This window comes from Halosegnis marinus, from assembly GCF_029338355.1.
GTDB classification, from domain to species: domain Archaea; phylum Halobacteriota; class Halobacteria; order Halobacteriales; family Haloarculaceae; genus Halosegnis; species Halosegnis marinus.
Genome location: NZ_CP119802.1, coordinates 660,043 through 676,749, shown reverse-complemented (window position 1 = coordinate 676,749; position 16,707 = coordinate 660,043). Strand labels below are relative to the sequence as shown.

The window sequence follows — 16,707 nt, the reverse complement described above, 5'->3', positions numbered from 1 at the left end:
CGGGCCGGCCTCGGTTCGGTATGGAGTGTCGACAGTGTGGGACGCCGCTCGAACGGCCGGGCGACTTCTGTCTCACCTGTCGCGAGCCGAACGCCGAGGTCGCGGTGCTGGACCTGGACCGCGACCGCGCGACGGTCACCTGTCTGTACGACGGCGAGGTGGTCGCCGAACGCACGGTGACCACGCGCCCGGAGGACGACCCCGAGCAGGAACCGCGCGAACTGCGGAACTTCGCCGGCCTCGTCGCCGACGAGGTCCACCGCAAGCGCCCCGAGGAGGTGTACGCAGCCGGCGACCGCGACGTGCTGTCCGCCGTCCGGGGCGAACTCCACTACACCCTCTACCGCGTGGCCGACGAGGACCCCGTCGAGGCCGTTCGGGCCCGGCAGGGCGACGCCCCGCTGGAGGTCGTGGACAAAGCGCCCGCGGAGAAACTCGGCGGGAGCCACACCACCCTCATCGGGAAGCGCGCGGGCCGGCGGGCCATCAGCACCGTCGGCGAACACCCCAACGTCAAGAAGATAATCCCGGGCCCCATCGACGCCGGCGGCTCCGGGTCGCGCTCCGGGGTGCGCGCGAAGGCGACCCGCGCCGACGAGAACGGCAACGTCCGCCTGCTGCTGCGCGACGGCTCGTCGGTGCAGGAGAACCGCGTGGTCACGACGGCGGGCGACCGCGAGACGGGCGAGCGCCTGCGCGACGACCTCAACGGCGCGCTCCGCGACGCGGAGCTACAGGAGTAGGGCGGCCGCGAGCGGCCGCGTCTCGCAGGGTTTATGATTCCGAGGCGGTTTCCTTTCGGTACTATGGCCAAGAGCAAGACCGGCAGCGCCGGTCGGTTCGGCGCGCGCTACGGCCGCGTCGCCCGTCGTCGCGTCGCGGAGATCGAGGCGGACACGAACGAGGACCACGCCTGCCCCTCGTGTGGCGAGGACCGCGTGGACCGGAAGGGCACCGGCATCTGGCAGTGCGGCGCGTGCGGCCACAAGTTCGCCGGCGGCTCCTACCGCCCGGAGACGCCCGCCGGCCGCACCGTGCGCCGCTCGCTGCGCGCCGCGCTCGGCGACGAGGAATAATGTACAAGTGTTCCCGCTGTAAGCGCGACGTCAGCCTCGACGAGTACGGCGGCGTTCGCTGTCCGTACTGCGGCCACCGCGTCCTGCTGAAGGAGCGGAGCCGCGACATCAAGACCATCGAGGTCGAGTAGCCGGATTGCCGCGCCCGCACGCCGCGACGCTCGTTTTCGAGTATCCCGACCCGGAAGCCGCGGCGCTGGTCGAAGCCAGCGTCGCGCAGGAACTCGACGAGATAGCGGGCGACCGCACCGAGGCGTCGCTCGCCCGCGACGGCGCGGACCTGACCGTCGAGGTCGCGGCCGACGACCTCACCGCCCTGCGCGCGGGGCTCAACACGTGGACGACGCTGGTGGCGGTCGCGGAGTCGGTCGGCGGGACCTGACCGGTCGCCCCGGCTACGAGTAGTGTTCCGCGACGACGCCGTACAGGTCACGGAGCCGGAGGTCGGCGTCCGGCCTGAACGCGACGAACGCGCCCTCGCGCTCCTCCGAGGGCCAGAAGTGGGCCACGGTCCCGTTCTCGAACAGCCGGAGCTTCCCCCTGATGTCGCCCATGTCGCCGAACAGCTGTTCCTGGAACGGCTGGGCGATGTCCTGTAACACCACGTCGTCGTAGATGGCCTCGATGTCGAGGGCCGAGTAGTTCTCCTCGACCCGGTCCGCGGTGAAGTGGAGGGTGTATCCGTCGGCGGAGTACGTCGCCACGGCCAGCAGCGAGCCGTCGTACCGCTCCCGTAGCGCCTCGACGAGTCCGGAGTCGTCCATCTGTCGAACCGGGGAGGCGAACCGCGTTAAGTCTTGGCCGACCGCCCCCCCCCGCGACGGCCGCACCCGTCGTGAGCGAACGGAAAGCGGAGGTTTTTGAGTGGCAAGCCCGTCGCGCCGGGTATGCAGGGTAACCTTCCGCCGGAGGCCCAGGAGAAGATCGAGGAGCTACAGGACCTTCAGGAGACGGCCCAGCAGGTCGCCGCCCAGAAGCAGCAGGCCGAGACGACGCTGCGCGAGTCCGAGACGGCGCTCGAAGCGCTGGAGGGGCTCGACGAGGACACCGAGATGTACCGCGAGGTCGGCGAACTGCTCGTCGCCACGGAGTACGACGAGGCGTACGAGGCGCTGGAGGAGAAGGTCGACTCGCTGGAGATCCGCACCGAGACGCTCGGCAAGCAGGAGGAGCGCGTCCAGGAGCAGTTCGAGAGCCTCCAGCAGGAGCTCCAGCAGATGCTCCAGCAGGGCGGCGGCATGGGCGGCCCGCAGGGCCCGCAGGGCCCCGGCGGCGCGTAAGATGAGCGACCGGGAGGAGCCGACCGACGAGGAGGTCGTCCGCGCGGCCAGCGAGGCCGCGGAGGGGCTGGTCTTCTCCCGCTACGCGCAGAGCGAGGTGCGCGACCTCGACGTGACCGTCACCTTCGAAGACGGGACGCTCGAAGTCGACGTGTACCTGAACGTGCCCGACGACGACGCACAGGAGCGGGTGGCCGACGAGGCCGCGCTCGCGGCCCGCTCCGCGGTGGACGAGCTGTTCGGCGAGTAACCCCGTTCCTTCTCGGGCCCCCGTGCCCGCTCACGCGAGGAAGAACACGACCACGGAGACGGCCGTCACCGCGAGCACGAACGCCGCCGCGAGCGCGCCGCCCATCTGGACCATCGCGTTCGCGTGGGAGGCCAGCGCCTCGGTGCGGTCGTTGCCGAACACCGTCACCTCGGCGCGCTCGGTCGCCATCCCGGCCTCGACGGGTTCGAGGTCCGCGACGGCGTCGTCCACGAGTTCGGCGACGAGCGACCGGAGTTCGTCGCCGTCCATCCGCTCGCCGACCTGATTGGACGCCTCGACGGTGTTGACGATGTGGGTGTCGGTCGTGAGCACCTCCGCGAGGTCCACGCGGCGCTCGACGGTCGCGACGATGTCGTCGCGCAGGCCCGGCTCCATGTTGTTGCCGTCCACCAGCACGTAGGCGGTGCGCTGGCCGTTCGTCTCCGTGACGGCGACGCGGACGCCGAGCGGGCCGATGCCGTCGAGCGGCTCCCACCGGGTCCGGTCCCACGCGATGCCGAGCTTCAGGGGATGGCGCTCCGAGCCGGCCAGCCCGTCGCCGGCGGCGCGTGCCCCCTCTATCATGTCGAACGAGCGCTTCGAGCCGGGGACGACGTGGCCGAGGTCCTCGCCCTCCAGCCCGTTGTTACAGTTGTGCGCGTCGGCGAGCATCACGTTCTCCAGGCCGCCGCGGCGGGCCTCCGCCTGCGCGGAGAGGCCGACCGCGTACTCCACGTCGTCGGCGAAGCCGGGCGCGTAGGTGGCGGTCATGAACGCGTCGTCGCCGAACGCCTGCGCGAGCAGGGTCGCCTCGCCCTGCTCGACGCGGACGCTCTCGGTCGCGTCGCCGTGGTACTCCAGCCGCTCCATCGCGCGGTCGGCCGCCGCGAGGATGGTATCGACCTCCCGGGACGTGACGAGGTTGAAGTCGTGGCCGGCGGTGGCGTGGGGCGGGAACGCCAGCCCGTCGGCCTGCCGGGCGACCCGCTCGGGGAGGTTCCCGCCGCCGATGTCGCCCATCGGGCCGGGGTGTATCATCGGGAGGACGAACCGGGCCTTCTCCCCCTCCTCGGTGCGGAAGGCGAGGACGGTGACCGGGACGACGGCCTCCTCGCCGATCTGCTCGAAGAAGTCCTCCAGTTCGCGGGTCCCCTCGGCGATGTGGCCGACGAAGCCGCGCAGGAAGTCGAGCACGGAGATGCCCATCGACTGCTTCCACGGCCGGTCGATGACGGCGACGAAGACGGTCACGGCCCCCGCGTACAGCACGCACATCCCGGCAAGCAGGAGGAAGTCGCTCGGGACGATGACGAGCAGTTCCTCGGGGGCGCGCTGGGGGCGCGAGAGGTACGACATGGCGAGCGGGCCGCCGATCTCCAGGAAGCGCATCGTCCCGCTGTAGACGAACAGGAGGACGCCCGCGGCGGCGGTCTGGATGCCGGCGGGGACGCTCGCGCGCAGCGGCGAGCGGTGGGAGACGGCCATCACGACGAGCAGGCGGAGGGCGAACACGCCCGCGAGCGAGGCGATGAGCGCGTCGAAGACGAACCCCTGTCCGAGCCGCGCCGAGAGGACGGCGACGACGCCCGCGACCACGAGCACGCCGACGACGACGAGTTCGCAGACGAGCGCGAGCAGGGAGGCCCGGTTCGGGGTGAGCTGGCCCCCCAGCTTCCGGTCCACGTAGGGGGTGAGGCCGCTGGCGACGACGGTGGGGATGCCGATGAAGAAGACGCCCTGCCAGGCGTCCTCCAGCACGAACCGCGAGTCGAAGGCGGCGACGCCCGCGAGCGCCGCGATGAACAGCGCGAACGCCAGGCTGGAGTACCAGCTGGGCGCCCGGAAGATGAACCGCGAAAGCGACGCGAGGTCGCCCTGAGTCGCGGTCATTGTTCCCGGTTCTCGCCGCCGCCTGATAACGCTACTGACAGCGAACCGACCGACTGCGACGCGGCGCTACGGCGCCTCGGCCGCGACGCGGTCGCACCGCGCCACGAAGTTCTCGAACAGCTCCTCGCCGCGCTCGGTGTGGGCGACCTCCGGGTGCCACTGGACGCCGTAGCGGTCGTTCTCGACGTCGCTCATCGCCTCGATGTCGCACACGTCGCTCGTCGCGGTGCGCTCGAAGCCGGGGGGAACCTCGACCACCTCGTCGGCGTGGCTCGCCCAGACGCGCGTCTCCGGCGCGAGCGAGCCGACGAGCGGGTCGTCCTCCGAGTCGATGCGGACGGTCACGTCGGCGTAGCCGCCGTACTCGCCGGACTCGACGCGCCCGCCGAGTTCCAGCGCCATCAGCTGGTGGCCGAGACAGATGCCCAGCACGGGTACATCCGCCTCCAGGTACTCCGCCGCGCGCCCGACGCGGTCCATGTCCGGCCCGCCCGAGAGGACGTAGCCGTCCGCCTCGGTCTCCGCGAGCGGCGTGTCGTTGTCGACCGTCTCGACGTCGACGCCGAGGTCGCGCAGCGTCCGGTGTTCGAGGTGGGTGAACTGGCCGTGGTTGTCGACCACGACGATGCGAGTCATGGTCCGGGTAGCGCGTACGTGGTGAAAAACTCCCGGGAAACGGGCAGAGCAACGGAACGATATGCACGTCCGTGCCTATTCGCCGTCCGTTCCCGGGCCGTCGTTCCCGTCGCCGTACCGCTCTGCCGCCGTCGAGAACGCCGCCTCCGAGAGTTCCTCGCTCCGGCGGCCCTCCCGCGCCGCGATGGCCTCGGGGTCCGGCGCGGCGTCGTCGTCCACCCGTGCCCACGATTTGTGGACCTTCGCGTGGCACCACCGGCAGAGGTACACCGTTATCTCGCTGCTCAACTCCTTGCGGTCGTCGTCGCGGTATTCGAGGTGGTGTTCCTCCAGGAGCGGGCGCTCGTCGTCGTGGGCGCGGCGGTGCTCTTCGAGTCCACAGCGGACGCACTCGCGGTCGCGGTTGCGCGCCCGGAAGTGGGGGCAGTCGGCCCACGACCACTCGCCGTGCGGGTCCGCGGCCGGACACCGGAGGTCGTCGCGTCTGCGCTCGGCGGCGAACTCGGGGTCGTGGCGGGCGTGGTCCGCGGCGTAGCGACACCGGCCCTCGCCCGTCAGGTGGTCGCACCGCTCGACGAACGCGTACGGGTCGTCCACGCCCACGGAGGTGCCCTGCGGCGTCTTCTCCGGCACTGCCCGCGCCTTCGGCGACGGTCGGCAAAAAGCTCGCGTCCGGGGACGGGGGGCCGCCGCCCCGAACCTCCCGCGTCGCCGCGTGAACGCCGGGATTCGGACCGCCCCATCCGAAGGGGTTTTGCCCGCGCGCCCGGTTCCGGGTGGTATGACCGCGCCGTGGGACGACTGGGACCACATCGTGAAGCTCGACCCCGACAAGTCGCTGTACGGGGACGAGACGTTCGACGATGTCTGCGCGACCGGGACGGACGCCGTCGAGATCGGCGGCACGCTCGGGATGACCGAGGAGAAGATGACCCGTTTCGTCGAGCCGTGCATCGAGGCGTGTGCGGACCACGGCATCCCCTGCTACATCGAACCCTCCCACGCGGACGTGGTGGTCCACGACGAGGCCCTCGACGGCTTCCTCGTCCCCGTGGTGCTCAACGCCGGGGACACGTTCTGGCTCACCGGCGCGCACCAGCACTGGGTGCGCGAGGACCGCGACATCGACTGGGCGCGCACGCACACGGAGGCGTACATCGTGATGAACCCCGACTCCTCCGTCGCGGAGTACACCGAGGCCGACTGCGACCTCGACGCGGCCGACGTGGCCGCCTACGCCGAGGTCGCCGAGCGGATGTTCGGCCAGGAGATCGTGTACGTCGAGTACTCCGGCACCTTCGGCGACAGCGAGGTCGTCGCGGCCGCGAGCGAGGCGCTCGACGAGGCGACGCTGTTCTACGGCGGCGGCGTCGGCGACTACGACGCGGCCTACGAGATGGGCCGCCACGCCGACACCGTCGTCGTCGGCGACCTCATCCACGACGCGGGCAGCGACGCGGTGCGCGAGACGGTCGAGGGAGCGAGGGACGGGACGCGCGAGCGCGTCAGCGCGAGGGCGTCCGAGTGAGGGCGCGGGAGCGGAGCGACACGCGCGCCGCGAGACGCGAGGCTGCGGCGAGCGTCTCGGAGTGAACGAGCGTCTCGGAGTGAACGAGCGTCTCGGAGTGAACGAGCGGCGAGCGTAGTGAGTCGTCGGCGCGAGCGCCCGGATGCCGCCTGACGGTTCGGCGCTCGATTCGAGGGACGGTATTATATCACGGGGCTTCGTGAACCCGAAGGAATGAGCGTCATCGTCGAGTACACCCTTCGGTCGCCCGACCTCGTCCTCACGCCGACCTTCGCCGCGACGGCTGCGCGGATGGTCATCGAGGACACGGTCGGCACCGACCCCCGGCGGCCCGTCCTGTTCGGGTGGGTGGAGGGCGACCTCGACGGCTTCGCCGCGGCCGTCGCCGAGGACCCCACCGTCGCGGAGGCGCGGCTGTTGAGCGAGGCCGAGGACAGCCACCTCTACCGGATACAGGTGGCCGGGGCGACGGAACTGGTCACGTACCCGGAGCTCACCCGGCTCGGTGCCGCGCGGCTGGACTGTCGGTTCGAGGACGGCGTCTGGTACGCGCGGACGCGCTTTCCCGACGCCGACTCCTTCGAGGCGTACACGGAGTTCCTCGCCGACCACGGCGCGGACCTCGACGTGCGGCGCCGCTACGAGGCCGACGGCACGGGCCGGGAGTTCGACGGCCTCACGGAACCCCAGCGTGAGGCGCTGGTGTTGGCCTACCGCCGCGGCTACTTCGAGGTGCCGCGCGCGGTGACGACCGGCGACCTCGCCGCGGAGCTGGGCGTCTCGACGCAGGCGGTGAGCGAGCGGCTCCGTCGGGGGTGTGCCCGGCTCGTGGAGCAGTCGGTCGGCGTCTGATGCGTGAGGTTATATCCGACGAACGCATCGGAGGTGTCATATGAGCGTCATCCTGGAGTACGCGTTCCGCTCGGACGGGCTCGTGCTCGCGCCGGCGCTCGACGCGACCGACGTGCGGCTCGACCTCGAAGGCGTCACCGCGTCGCGGCCCACCCATCCGCAGCTGTTCGGGTGGGTGAAGGGCGACCTCGACGCGTTCGACGCGGCCGTCGCCGAGGACCCCACCGTCGACGAGGTGACGGTGTTGAGCGACCACGGCGACCGGCGGCTCTACCGGTTCCGCACGACCGACGACGTCGAGACGGTGCTGTACCCGCTGTGGGTCGACCTCGGGGGCGAGGCGCTGGAGGCCCACTACGAGGGCGAGTGGTGGCGCTCGCAGGTGCGCTTTCCCGACCGGTCGGCGGTGTCGGCGTACCGCGACACCCTGCTCGACAACGGCGTGGAGTTCCGGCTCGAAGGGCTCTACGACGAGGAGCCGTCCGGGCCGGGGGTGGGTCTCACCCCGGAACAGCGCGAGACGCTGAAGCTCGCGTACCGGCGCGGCTACTTCGAGGTCCCCCGCGGGACGACGGCGGCCGACCTCGCCGCGGAGCTGGGCGTCTCGACGCAGGCGGTGAGCGAGCGGCTCCGCCGGGGGTACGCGAGCCTCGTCTCCGAGCAGGTCGCGTTCGACGAGGGGCTTTGAGCGTTCGGGGCGTGTGGGAGCCGTCGCCGGGGAAAGACCGGGCTTAAGTCCGGTACGCGAGAACCCGGACGTATGGAAGACCGTACGTACACGGCCGACGCGGAGCCGGGCACGACCGCCACGGTGGCGGGCTGGGTCCACGAGATCCGCGACCTCGGGGGCATCGCCTTCCTCATCGTCCGCGACAAGTCCGGGCGCATCCAGGTGAAACTGGAGAAGGACGAGATGGACGAGGAGCTCGTCGAGACCGGCCTGGAGGCCAGCCGCGAGTCCGTCGTCCGCGTCGTCGGCGACGTGAAGGAGGAGCCGCGCGCGCCGACCGGCGTCGAGGTCGTCCCGACCGAGATAGAGGTGGTCGCCGAGGCCGAGACGCAACTGCCGCTCGACCCCTCCGGGAAGGTGGACGCCGAACTCCCCACCCGGCTCGACAACCGCACGCTCGACCTCCGCCGCGAGGAGGCGAAGGCCGTCTTCGAGATCCGCGCCGAGGTGCTGCGCGCCGTCCGCGAGGCGTTCCGCGACTTCGCCGCGACCGAGATCAACACGCCGAAGATCGTCGCCACGGGCACCGAGGGCGGCACGGAGCTGTTCCCCATCACCTACTTCGGCGAGGAGGCGTTCATGAACCAGAGCCCGCAGCTGTTCAAGCAGCTGATGGTCGGCTCCGGCCTCGAACGCGTCTTCGAGATCGGCCCCATCTTCCGCGCCGAGGAGCACAACACGCCGCGCCACCTCAACGAGGCGACCTCCATCGACTTCGAGTCGGCCTTCTTCGACCACACGGAGGCGATGGACGTCTGCGAGGCCGTCGTGAAGGCCGCCTACGAGGCCGTCGCGGAGAACTGCGAGCGCGAACTCGAAGCGCTCGGGCTCGAAGAGGAGTTCGAGGTCCCCGACGGCGAGTTCCCGCGGCTCACCTACGAGGAGGCCATCGAGCGCATCAACGCCACCGGCGAGCTAGACGAACAGCTCGTGTGGGGCGACGACCTGCCGACCGAGGGCGAGCACGCGCTCGGGCAGGACGTGGGCGAGCACTACTTCATCACGGACTGGCCCTCCGAGATCAAGCCGTTCTACATCAAGGACCACGACGACGACGAGACGCTCTCCACCGGGTTCGACATGATGCACCCGCGCATGGAGCTCGTCTCGGGCGGCCAGCGCGAACACCGCTACGACCGCCTCATCGAGGGGTTCGAACAGCAGGGCCTCCCGGCCCACGAGTTCGAGTACTACACGAAGATGTTCAAGTACGGGATGCCCCCGCACGCCGGCTGGGGCCTCGGCGGCGAACGGCTCGTGATGACGATGCTCGGCCTGGGGAACATCCGGGAGGCCGTCCTCTTCCCGCGGGATCGTCAGCGTCTGAGCCCGTAGCCCCCTCCGACTGACGACCGCCCGAACCGCACCGCTTTTCGCGTCTGCTGCCGGCCTTCGACCGTGCGCGAGGCCCCGCTCACGGAGGTCGTCGGCCGCTACTACGCCTACATGGCGGCCTCGACACTCGGCTTCCTGACGCCCGTCTGGGTGCTGCTGCTGGAGACGCGGGGCTTCTCCTTCACCGAGATCGCGCTGCTCGATTCGGTCTTCTTCGCCGCGCTCGTCGTCTCGGAGATACCGACCGGCTACCTCGGCGACCGCCTCGGCCGCCGGAACGCGCTGGTCCTCGGCACGCTCGGCGTCGCGGGGGCCGCCGCGGCGTTCGGCCTCGCGGAGTCGTTCGTCGGCTTCCTCGGGGTCTATCTCGCGTGGGCGGTGGCGACGACGCTCCGGACCGGCAACGACAGCGCGTGGCTCTACGACGCGCTCGACGCTCACGGGCGCGCGGCGTCGTTCGCCGCGGTCCGCGGTCGGGGGCTGGCGGCCTTCCTCGGCGTCGGCGCCGTCGCCTCCGTCGCGGGCGGCTACCTGTTCACCCTCGACCCGCGGTACCCGTTCTTCGCCACGGCGGCGGTCAACACGGTCGCGGCCGGCGTCCTCCTCACCTTCCCCGAGTTCGACGGCCGCGACGGGACGCGGTTCACGGTCGGGGACGCGGCGACGGCGGTCAGACGGCTCTCGCGGCCCGGCCTCCGCGGGTTCGTCCTCTACCTCGCGGCGTTCTGGGCGGTCGGGTGGTCGGCGGACCTGTTCGTCCAGCCGGTGACGACCCGCGCCGGCCTCGACGCGGTCGGGCTCGGACTGCTGTACGCCGGCTTCACGGCCGTCTCCGCGGTCGCCGTGAACTACGCCGACCGCATCGCGTCGGCGGCGGGGTTGGGTCGCCTGCTCGGCGTCTCGCCGTTCCTCCTCGGCGGGGTGTTCGTCGCCGTCGCCCTCGCGCCCGCGCTCGCCGTGCCCGCGTTCCTGACCGCGCGCCTGCTCCTCAACGTCACCGCGCCCGTCGCGGAGGGGTACCTGAACGACCGGACGCCCTCGCTCGGGCGGGCCACGGCGCTGTCGGCGTTCTCGATGGCCGTCTCGCTCGCCACGATACCCGTCAAGCTCGTCGCCGGGCCGCTGGCCGACCGCTCGCTGTTCCTCGCGCTCGGGGCGCTCGGGGCGGGCCTGCTGGTCGTCGCGGCCGTGCTGTTCGCGTGGGAGCGGCCGGTGGCGGACCCGCCCGCGCGGTAGCCGGCGGAACGCGCCGCTTATACCGACGACGCACGGACGGCGGGGACATGGAAGCGACGGCGTTCGTCCCCGGCCACGTCACGGGGTTCTTCTCCGCGCACCCGCACGAGGACCCGAACCGGGCCGGCTCCCGGGGCGGCGGCGTCGCCCTCTCGCACGGCGTCGAGACGACGGTCCGCGAGGGCTCCGGCCTGACGCTCGACGGCGAGGCTATCGCCGTCGGCCCCGTCGAGCGCGTCCTCGACGCGCTGGGCGTCGAGGCGCGCGTCGCCTGCGAGACGCCCCTGCCGCTCGGCTCCGGGTTCGGCGTGAGCGGCGCGATGGCGCTCGGGACGGCGCTCGCCGCGAACGCCGCGTTCGGGTTGGCGCGCTCGGAGAACGACCTGACGGCGCTGGCCCACCGCGCCGAGGTCGAATCGGGGACGGGCCTCGGCGACGTGGTCGCGCAGGCCCGCGGCGGCGTCCCCCTCCGCTTGGAACCGGGCGCCCCGGGCCACGGCGCGATGGACGGCGTCCCGGGCCGCTCGCGCGTCGAGTACCTCGCGCTCGGCGAACTCTCCACCGAGGACGTGCTCGCGGGCGACACCGACGCGCTCTCCGCCGCCGGGGAACGCGCGCTCGCGACCGTCCGCGAGACGCCCACGCTCCCGGCGTTCATGGACGCCTCGCGGGCCTTCGCCGACGGCGCGGGCCTGCTCACCGACGACCTGCGCGACGTGCTCGACGCCGTCGCGGAGGCGGGCGGCACGGCCTCGATGGCGATGCTCGGCGAGACGGCCTTCTGTCTCGGGACGGGCCTCTCCGACGCGGGGTACGACCCCGCCGTCTGCCGCATCCACCCGCCGGGCGCGGGCCTGTCCGACTGACCCGCGCCGACGGGGCCGAACCGGCCGACACGCCGCGGAACCCGGCCGCCTATGTACGACCCCATCTCATCCTCGACCATGAGCGACGAGCCGTCGATACCCGTCTCGCCCGACCACGAGGCGGAGATACCGGAGTCGCACCCCCGCTACGAGTCGCTGCTGACGCGCCACCGCATCGAACACGGCGTGGACATCGGCATCACCTCCCGGCAGGGCCTCATCGCGCAGGGCCGGGGCGAGGCGTACGACTACCTGCTCGGCGAGCGCACGCTCGACAGCGCCGACGCGGCGGCCCGCGCCGCCGCCGCCCACTTCCTGCTCGCGGACCACCCCGTCGTCTCCGTCAACGGGAACGTCGCGGCGCTGGTACCGGGCGAGGTGGTCGAACTCGCCGAGGCCACGGGCGCGGACATCGAGGTGAACCTGTTCAACCGCACCGACGAGCGGATGGAGCGCATCGCCGCCCACCTCCGCGAGCACGGCGCGACCGAGGTGAAGGGACTCACTGCCGACGGACGGATTCCCGGCCTCGACCACGCCCGCGCGAAGGTGGACGCCGACGGCATCGGGAGCGCCGACGTCGTTCTCGTGCCGCTGGAGGACGGCGACCGCGCCGAGGCGCTCGCCGCGATGGGGAAGACCGAGATAGTCGTCGACCTCAACCCGCTCTCGCGGTCGGCCCGCGCCGCCGCGGTCCCTGTCGTGGACAACATCATCCGCGCGGTGCCGAACATCACCCGCCACGCCCGCGAGCTGGCCGACGCCGCGCCCGCGGAACTGCGCGATATCGTGGACGCGTTCGACGCCGAGGCCGCGCTCGCCGACGCCGAGCGCGCCATCCGCGAGGGCGGCGAGGCGGAGTAGACCTATACGCCGGGCCGCCGACGGGCGGGTATGCCGAGCGCAGTCGTCACCGGTTCCTCGCGCGGTATCGGTCGCGCCGTCGCCCTGCGGTTCGCCCGCGACGGCTACGACGTGGCGGTGAACTACCACACGAGCGAGGCGGCCGCGGAAGCGGTCGCCGAGCGCGCCCGCGACCACGGCGTCGACGCCGTCGCCGTCGGCGCGGACGTGTCGGACCCCGACGAGGCGGCGCGGCTCGTCGACACGGCGGCCGAGCGGTTCGACGGCCTCGACCACCTCGTCAACAATGCCGGTATCGACCAGCACGTCTTCACCGAGGACCTCACGCCGGCCGACTTCGACCGCGTGACGGACACGAACGTCAACTCCCCGTTCGCCTGCACGAAGGCCGCGCTCCCGCACCTCCGGGACTCGGCCGCGGCGGCGGAGGGAACCGACCGCGCCGGCCCGTCGGTCACGAACGTCTCCTCCATCCTCGCGTACACCGGCGCGCCCGTCGAGTGCCACTACGCGGCCTCGAAGGGGGCGCTGCTGTCGCTGACGAAGAGCCACGCGGGCGACTTCGCGCCCGGGATACGCGTCAACGCCGTCGCGCCCGGCCACGTCGAGACGGACATGACCGCGGACCGCTCGCCCGAGGAGAAGCGCGAGGAGCTGGCCGCCATCCCCCGCGGCCGGTACGGTCGCCCCGAGGACATCGCGGAGGCCGTCGCGTACCTGCGCGACGCCGGCTTCGTCACCGGGGAGACGCTCAACGTGAACGGCGGGGAACTGATGCGCTAGAGCGCGTCCTCCAGCCGGTCGAGTCCCTCCTCCAGCCGTTCCATCGAGTTGGCGAAGGAGAGCCGGAGCTTCCCCGCGCCGGCCTCGCCGAACCCGGACCCGGGCGCGAGGACGACGCCCGCCTCGCGGACGAGTCGCTTCGCCAGCGCCATGCTGTCCGTGTACCCCTCGGGGTCGAGGAAGGCGTAGAACGCGCCCTGCGGCCGCGGGGCCGCGACCCCGTCCATCGCGTCGAGGCGGTCGGCGACGTAGTCGCGGCGCTCGGCGAAGGCGGCCTTCATCTCCCGGACCGGCTCCTGTGGCCCCTCCAGCGCCGCCAGCGCGGCGTGCTGGGCGAGCGTCGGCGTGCAGGCCGTGGTGGACTCGCGTATCTTGGTCGCCTCGTCGACGACGTCGGACTCGGCGGCGAGCCAGCCGACGCGCCACCCGGTCATCGCGTACGACTTCGAGCAGGAGCCGACGGTGAGGACGTGCTCGGAGTCGCCGACGAGCGCGGCGACGCCGGTCGGGTCGCGGTCGTAGGTGAGCGAGGCGTACACCTCGTCGGCGACGACGTAGGCGTCGTGCTCGCGGGCGGCCGCCACGACGGCCCGGACCGCGTCGTCGTCGAAGACGCGGCCCGTTGGGTTCGACGGCGAGCAGAGCAGCACCGCCCCGGTGTCCGGCCCCATCCGCGCGACGAGGCGGTCGGGGTCGAGGTCGTAGGGGTACGGCATCGGCACCTCGACCGGGACGGCGTCGGCCAGCCGCGCCTGCGTCCAGTAGTTCGGCCACCCGGGCGTCGGAATCAGCAGTTCGTCGCCGGGCGAGAGGACACACAGTGCGGCGAGGTGGAGCGCCTCCATCCCCCCGGTGGTGACGAGCACGTCGTCGGCCCCGTACGCGTGGTCGTACTCGCGGGCGAGGGTGTCGGCGACGGCCGCCCTGAGCGGGGGGAGGCCGGCGTTCGAGGTGTAGCCCGTTTCCCCGCGCTCGGCGGCGGCGAAGGCGGCCTCCGTGACGTGGGCCGGCGTGTCGAAGTCCGGTTCGCCGACCTCGAGCCGGACGAGGTCGCCGCCGACCTCCTCGGCGAGGTCGAAGAGGACGCGGATGGAGGAGCGGTCGCACGCGCGGACGCGGTCGGTGGGTCGCATGTCCCCACGTTCGACGGCCGGGGCTTCAACGTTCCCCGCGGCGCCTTCACGTCGCGAAGCCGCGCGTCCCTTTCATGTGGCTCCGTGTGTTACCCCGCCCCTGCATGGGACTCCAGCGCCTGTTCGCTTCCACGGTGGACCGCGAGCGGTACCGGTGTCTCGCGTGCGGGGCCGAGTTCGAGGCCCCCGAGCGCGACCGGGTACAGTGCCCCGAGTGTCTCGGCTACCGGGTCGAAGCGGCCGGGTAACGGCGACAAGACTTACGCCCGGGGCGCCGCCCCCGCCGGTATGTCCGACGACGACAGCGACCGCGTCGTCCCCGACCGGGACACGACCGACGTTGTCGGCGCGCGCATCGCCGCACAGGTCGTGGACACCGTCGCCCTGTTCGTCCAGCTGGTCGCCGTCACCGTCCTCCTCGGGGCGCTCGTGCGCCCGAGCACCGAGACGGGCGTCGAGGGGCTCGCCTTCCTCGCGCTGTTCACGCTCCCGCTGTACGGCGGTCTGCTCGAAGGGTTCTGGAACGGGCAGACGCTCGGGAAGCGGCTGCTCGGTATCCGGGTCGTCGACCGGCGGGGCCGCGACCCGGGCGTCGGCGCGGCGTTCCTGCGGAACGTCCCGGCCGTCGTGCTGTTCAGTTGGGTGACGACCGCCGTCGCCCTGGCGGCTATCGCGACGGGCGACCGCAGACAGCGCGTCTTCGACGGCGTCGCGGGGACGCACGTCGTGGACGCGACCGGGGGGCGCGGCGGGGCGCGGCGCTGAGCGGCGGCTCGGGGGACGGGTGGCCGGGGAACGCCGCCGCCCGCACCGGACGGCGGGTGCGTCACCGGCACGGTCGGCCGCACGGCCCTGACCGGGCGGCGACCGGTCCGTGACACCATCGGGTGAAGAGCCGGGAAGCGAAAAAGCGCCGCGGGAACCTACACGCCGTGAAGCCGCGCTACGCGTCGGGCGCGCGCTCGACGTCCACGTCTATCCGGCCGTCGGCGAGCGTGAACGTCACCGATTCGAGGGTCGCGGCGTACGTCCGGTAGCGGTTGCCCTCGTCGTCGATGTGTTCGCGCTCCGCGAGCATTCCGTACTCGACCAGTTCCTCGACGTGGCGGTACACCGTCGGCCGCGACACGCCCAGCGCGTCGGCGAGCGTGTCGGCGTCCGTCGGCTTCTCGCTGGCGCGCGCGAGGACGTCCCGGGCCGTCGGCTCCCCGAACAGGTCGAACACCGTCTCCGCCTCCCACCCCTTCGGCATCGTCCCACACGGAGTACCCGTCGGGGCATAGGTGTGGCGACGTCAGACCAGCGTCCGCACGCGCTCCGCGGCCGTCGGCGCGTCCGCCGCGAGCAGGTACGCCACCGGCTCGACGCCGAACCCGCCGGTCTGGTACACCACGTCGGCGTCGGGCGTCGCCTCGACGGCGGCAGTCACGGCGGCCTCGGGGTCGGCCTCCGCGTCGAACTCGGCGAGCGTGAGGCCCGCCCCGCGAAGCGCCGCGAGCGTCGACTCGTCACAGCGGACGTTCAGCGCCGCGCGCGCGTCGCTCCCGCCCGCCCGCGCCGCGAGCAGGACCGAGGCGACGTGTTCGGAGACGCCGAACTCCGGCTCGCCGGGCACCGTCGCGCGCCCCTTCACGTCGAGGATGCGCCCCGGCACCGCGGCCACCTCGTCGATGCCCGCGGCGTCCGGCAGCGTCTCGACGAGGTTCGAGCCGACGGCGGGGATGAGCGCCGCGAAGCCGCTCGTGTTCTCCAGCGTGCGGACGCCCCGGCGCACGGAGGCGAGGACGCGCTCCGCCGCCCGGACGGGGGAGTCGGCGTCGTGGACCGCGAAGTCGCCCTCGTAGGCCGAGAGCGGCGGGAACGCCTCCTCGTGGAGGTTCGCCAGCAGGTCGCCGCGTTCGAGCCGCCGGACGAGGACCTCCGCCTCGACGAGCGCCTGCACGGGCGCCACGTCGCCCGCGGCCAATCCCTCGCCCAGCCGCGCGACGAGGTCGCGAACCCGCTCGTCGCCCGCGACCCGGTCGTTCGTCTCCACCTCGCCGTGGGCGTACTTCGACACCGCGCTCTGTGAGATGCCGAGCAGGTCGGCCACCTCGCTCTGGGTGAGGCCGCGCTCCCTGAGGTCGCCGGCGAGCATCGCGCGGAACGTCGGGAGGAACTCCTCGACGACGACCTCCTCGACGAACTTCACCGCTCGGCCCCGCCCCCGGCCGTCCGGCGCCGGCGCGCGCGTCGGCGACCCCCGCGC

The 16,707-nt window shown here is 72.4% G+C and carries 23 protein-coding genes; 16 read left to right on the top strand and 7 right to left on the bottom strand.

Features of this window, described 5'->3' with window-relative positions; translation table 11 throughout:
* The first annotated feature begins 20 nt into the window (after positions 1–20).
* From P2T37_RS03945 to P2T37_RS03930, 4 genes are read left to right on the top strand one after another with little or no spacing between them, the layout of a single operon-like run.
* Complete coding sequence (locus tag P2T37_RS03945) at positions 21–743, top strand: DUF2103 domain-containing protein (protein ID WP_276235470.1); 723 nt, start codon at positions 21–23, stop codon at positions 741–743.
* Positions 744–776: 33 nt separating this feature from the next.
* Entirely contained in the window at positions 777–1,076 is a 300-nt protein-coding gene (locus P2T37_RS03940; RefSeq protein WP_382210760.1) for a 50S ribosomal protein L37ae, read from the top strand.
* Entirely contained in the window at positions 1,073–1,207 is a 135-nt protein-coding gene (locus tag P2T37_RS03935) for a DNA-directed RNA polymerase subunit P (protein ID WP_276236209.1), read from the top strand. Before P2T37_RS03940 ends, P2T37_RS03935 begins: the two co-directional genes overlap by 4 nt.
* 5 nt (positions 1,208–1,212) lie before the next feature.
* On the top strand, positions 1,213–1,458 hold the full coding sequence (locus P2T37_RS03930) for a KEOPS complex subunit Pcc1 (RefSeq protein ID WP_276235468.1): 246 nt from the start codon (positions 1,213–1,215) through the stop codon (positions 1,456–1,458).
* 13 nt (positions 1,459–1,471) lie between these two features.
* On the opposite strand, the gene P2T37_RS03925 is transcribed toward P2T37_RS03930, so the two are convergent.
* Positions 1,472–1,840, bottom strand: coding sequence for a DUF7522 family protein (locus P2T37_RS03925; protein ID WP_276235467.1), 369 nt, complete (start codon positions 1,838–1,840; stop codon positions 1,472–1,474).
* Between the two features lie 123 nt (positions 1,841–1,963).
* On the opposite strand from P2T37_RS03925, the gene P2T37_RS03920 reads away from it, so the two are divergent.
* Together P2T37_RS03920 and P2T37_RS03915 are read left to right on the top strand one after the other, a co-directional pair.
* Positions 1,964–2,356, top strand: a complete 393-nt coding sequence (locus P2T37_RS03920; protein WP_276235466.1) for a prefoldin subunit beta — start codon at positions 1,964–1,966, stop codon at positions 2,354–2,356.
* 1 nt (position 2,357) lies between these two features.
* Complete coding sequence (locus tag P2T37_RS03915; protein WP_276235465.1) at positions 2,358–2,606, top strand: DUF3194 domain-containing protein; 249 nt, start codon at positions 2,358–2,360, stop codon at positions 2,604–2,606.
* Positions 2,607–2,636: 30 nt separating this feature from the next.
* Here P2T37_RS03915 and P2T37_RS03910 read toward each other — a convergent pair whose 3' ends face one another.
* The 3 genes from P2T37_RS03910 to P2T37_RS03900 form a co-directional block, all read right to left on the bottom strand.
* Positions 2,637–4,496 carry a DUF2070 family protein gene (locus tag P2T37_RS03910; protein ID WP_276235464.1) on the bottom strand — a complete coding sequence of 620 codons (1,860 nt, stop codon included), beginning with the start codon at positions 4,494–4,496 and terminating at the stop codon, positions 2,637–2,639.
* 66 nt (positions 4,497–4,562) lie between these two features.
* Entirely contained in the window at positions 4,563–5,132 is a 570-nt protein-coding gene (locus tag P2T37_RS03905; protein ID WP_276235463.1) for a GMP synthase subunit A, read from the bottom strand.
* A gap of 75 nt (positions 5,133–5,207) precedes the next feature.
* Positions 5,208–5,765 carry a DUF7097 family protein gene (locus P2T37_RS03900; RefSeq protein WP_276235462.1) on the bottom strand — a complete coding sequence of 186 codons (558 nt, stop codon included), beginning with the start codon at positions 5,763–5,765 and terminating at the stop codon, positions 5,208–5,210.
* A gap of 148 nt (positions 5,766–5,913) precedes the next feature.
* Here P2T37_RS03900 and P2T37_RS03895 point away from each other — a divergent pair, with 148 nt between their 5' ends.
* From P2T37_RS03895 to P2T37_RS03860, 8 genes are all read left to right on the top strand, one after another.
* Entirely contained in the window at positions 5,914–6,660 is a 747-nt protein-coding gene (locus tag P2T37_RS03895) for a phosphoglycerol geranylgeranyltransferase (RefSeq protein WP_276235461.1), read from the top strand.
* A 213-nt stretch (positions 6,661–6,873) separates the two neighbouring features.
* On the top strand, positions 6,874–7,512 hold the full coding sequence (locus tag P2T37_RS03890; RefSeq protein ID WP_276235459.1) for a helix-turn-helix domain-containing protein: 639 nt from the start codon (positions 6,874–6,876) through the stop codon (positions 7,510–7,512).
* A gap of 40 nt (positions 7,513–7,552) precedes the next feature.
* A complete protein-coding gene (locus P2T37_RS03885) occupies positions 7,553–8,200 on the top strand; it encodes a helix-turn-helix domain-containing protein (protein ID WP_276235458.1) in 648 nt (215 codons plus the stop codon).
* Positions 8,201–8,272: 72 nt separating this feature from the next.
* Positions 8,273–9,577 (top strand): aspartate--tRNA(Asn) ligase, encoded by a 1,305-nt coding sequence (aspS, locus tag P2T37_RS03880; protein ID WP_276235457.1) that lies wholly within the window; start codon positions 8,273–8,275, stop codon positions 9,575–9,577.
* A 63-nt stretch (positions 9,578–9,640) separates the two neighbouring features.
* Entirely contained in the window at positions 9,641–10,813 is a 1,173-nt protein-coding gene (locus P2T37_RS03875) for an MFS transporter (RefSeq protein ID WP_276235456.1), read from the top strand.
* Positions 10,814–10,860: 47 nt separating this feature from the next.
* Complete coding sequence (locus P2T37_RS03870) at positions 10,861–11,679, top strand: pantoate kinase (RefSeq protein ID WP_276235455.1); 819 nt, start codon at positions 10,861–10,863, stop codon at positions 11,677–11,679.
* Between the two features lie 78 nt (positions 11,680–11,757).
* Positions 11,758–12,543 (top strand): 4-phosphopantoate--beta-alanine ligase, encoded by a 786-nt coding sequence (locus tag P2T37_RS03865; RefSeq protein WP_276235454.1) that lies wholly within the window; start codon positions 11,758–11,760, stop codon positions 12,541–12,543.
* A 30-nt stretch (positions 12,544–12,573) separates the two neighbouring features.
* Entirely contained in the window at positions 12,574–13,326 is a 753-nt protein-coding gene (locus P2T37_RS03860; RefSeq protein WP_276235453.1) for a 3-oxoacyl-ACP reductase family protein, read from the top strand.
* Here P2T37_RS03860 and P2T37_RS03855 read toward each other — a convergent pair.
* The gene (locus P2T37_RS03855; protein WP_276235452.1) at positions 13,323–14,459 is read right to left on the bottom strand and encodes a pyridoxal phosphate-dependent aminotransferase; all 1,137 of its coding nucleotides are present in this window, start codon (positions 14,457–14,459) and stop codon (positions 13,323–13,325) included. The genes P2T37_RS03860 and P2T37_RS03855 overlap by 4 nt on opposite strands.
* Positions 14,460–14,563: 104 nt before the next feature.
* On the opposite strand from P2T37_RS03855, the gene P2T37_RS03850 reads away from it, so the two are divergent.
* Positions 14,564–14,707, top strand: a complete 144-nt coding sequence (locus tag P2T37_RS03850) for an Rpo12/RPC10 RNA polymerase subunit family protein (protein WP_276235451.1) — start codon at positions 14,564–14,566, stop codon at positions 14,705–14,707.
* A 40-nt stretch (positions 14,708–14,747) separates the two neighbouring features.
* A complete protein-coding gene (locus P2T37_RS03845; RefSeq protein ID WP_276235450.1) occupies positions 14,748–15,224 on the top strand; it encodes an RDD family protein in 477 nt (158 codons plus the stop codon).
* 178 nt (positions 15,225–15,402) lie between these two features.
* Here the strand turns inward: P2T37_RS03845 and P2T37_RS03840 are convergent, their stop codons facing one another.
* Together P2T37_RS03840 and P2T37_RS03835 are read right to left on the bottom strand one after the other, a co-directional pair.
* Positions 15,403–15,711 (bottom strand): ArsR/SmtB family transcription factor, encoded by a 309-nt coding sequence (locus P2T37_RS03840; RefSeq protein WP_276235449.1) that lies wholly within the window; start codon positions 15,709–15,711, stop codon positions 15,403–15,405.
* Positions 15,712–15,753: 42 nt separating this feature from the next.
* Positions 15,754–16,650 carry a thiamine-phosphate synthase family protein gene (locus P2T37_RS03835; RefSeq protein WP_276235448.1) on the bottom strand — a complete coding sequence of 299 codons (897 nt, stop codon included), beginning with the start codon at positions 16,648–16,650 and terminating at the stop codon, positions 15,754–15,756.
* Positions 16,651–16,707 lie beyond the last annotated feature (57 nt).

What these genes read in the sequence shown, in the direction of transcription:
- P2T37_RS03850 (WP_276235451.1), top strand. Translation starts at nt 14,564, where the DNA reads ATGGGACTCCAGCGCCTGTTCGCTTCCACGGTGGACCGCGAGCGGTAC.
- aspS (WP_276235457.1), top strand. Translation starts at nt 8,273, where the DNA reads ATGGAAGACCGTACGTACACGGCCGACGCGGAGCCGGGCACGACCGCC.
- P2T37_RS03910 (WP_276235464.1), bottom strand. Translation starts at nt 4,496, where the DNA reads ATGACCGCGACTCAGGGCGACCTCGCGTCGCTTTCGCGGTTCATCTTC.
- P2T37_RS03870 (WP_276235455.1), top strand. Translation starts at nt 10,861, where the DNA reads ATGGAAGCGACGGCGTTCGTCCCCGGCCACGTCACGGGGTTCTTCTCC.
- P2T37_RS03905 (WP_276235463.1), bottom strand. Translation starts at nt 5,132, where the DNA reads ATGACTCGCATCGTCGTGGTCGACAACCACGGCCAGTTCACCCACCTC.
- P2T37_RS03855 (WP_276235452.1), bottom strand. Translation starts at nt 14,459, where the DNA reads ATGCGACCCACCGACCGCGTCCGCGCGTGCGACCGCTCCTCCATCCGC.
- P2T37_RS03940 (WP_382210760.1), top strand. Translation starts at nt 777, where the DNA reads ATGATTCCGAGGCGGTTTCCTTTCGGTACTATGGCCAAGAGCAAGACC.
- P2T37_RS03945 (WP_276235470.1), top strand. Translation starts at nt 21, where the DNA reads ATGGAGTGTCGACAGTGTGGGACGCCGCTCGAACGGCCGGGCGACTTC.
- P2T37_RS03920 (WP_276235466.1), top strand. Translation starts at nt 1,964, where the DNA reads ATGCAGGGTAACCTTCCGCCGGAGGCCCAGGAGAAGATCGAGGAGCTA.
- P2T37_RS03840 (WP_276235449.1), bottom strand. Translation starts at nt 15,711, where the DNA reads ATGCCGAAGGGGTGGGAGGCGGAGACGGTGTTCGACCTGTTCGGGGAG.
- P2T37_RS03885 (WP_276235458.1), top strand. Translation starts at nt 7,553, where the DNA reads ATGAGCGTCATCCTGGAGTACGCGTTCCGCTCGGACGGGCTCGTGCTC.
- P2T37_RS03860 (WP_276235453.1), top strand. Translation starts at nt 12,574, where the DNA reads ATGCCGAGCGCAGTCGTCACCGGTTCCTCGCGCGGTATCGGTCGCGCC.
- P2T37_RS03925 (WP_276235467.1), bottom strand. Translation starts at nt 1,840, where the DNA reads ATGGACGACTCCGGACTCGTCGAGGCGCTACGGGAGCGGTACGACGGC.
- P2T37_RS03890 (WP_276235459.1), top strand. Translation starts at nt 6,874, where the DNA reads ATGAGCGTCATCGTCGAGTACACCCTTCGGTCGCCCGACCTCGTCCTC.
- P2T37_RS03845 (WP_276235450.1), top strand. Translation starts at nt 14,748, where the DNA reads ATGTCCGACGACGACAGCGACCGCGTCGTCCCCGACCGGGACACGACC.
- P2T37_RS03895 (WP_276235461.1), top strand. Translation starts at nt 5,914, where the DNA reads ATGACCGCGCCGTGGGACGACTGGGACCACATCGTGAAGCTCGACCCC.
- P2T37_RS03865 (WP_276235454.1), top strand. Translation starts at nt 11,758, where the DNA reads ATGAGCGACGAGCCGTCGATACCCGTCTCGCCCGACCACGAGGCGGAG.
- P2T37_RS03915 (WP_276235465.1), top strand. Translation starts at nt 2,358, where the DNA reads ATGAGCGACCGGGAGGAGCCGACCGACGAGGAGGTCGTCCGCGCGGCC.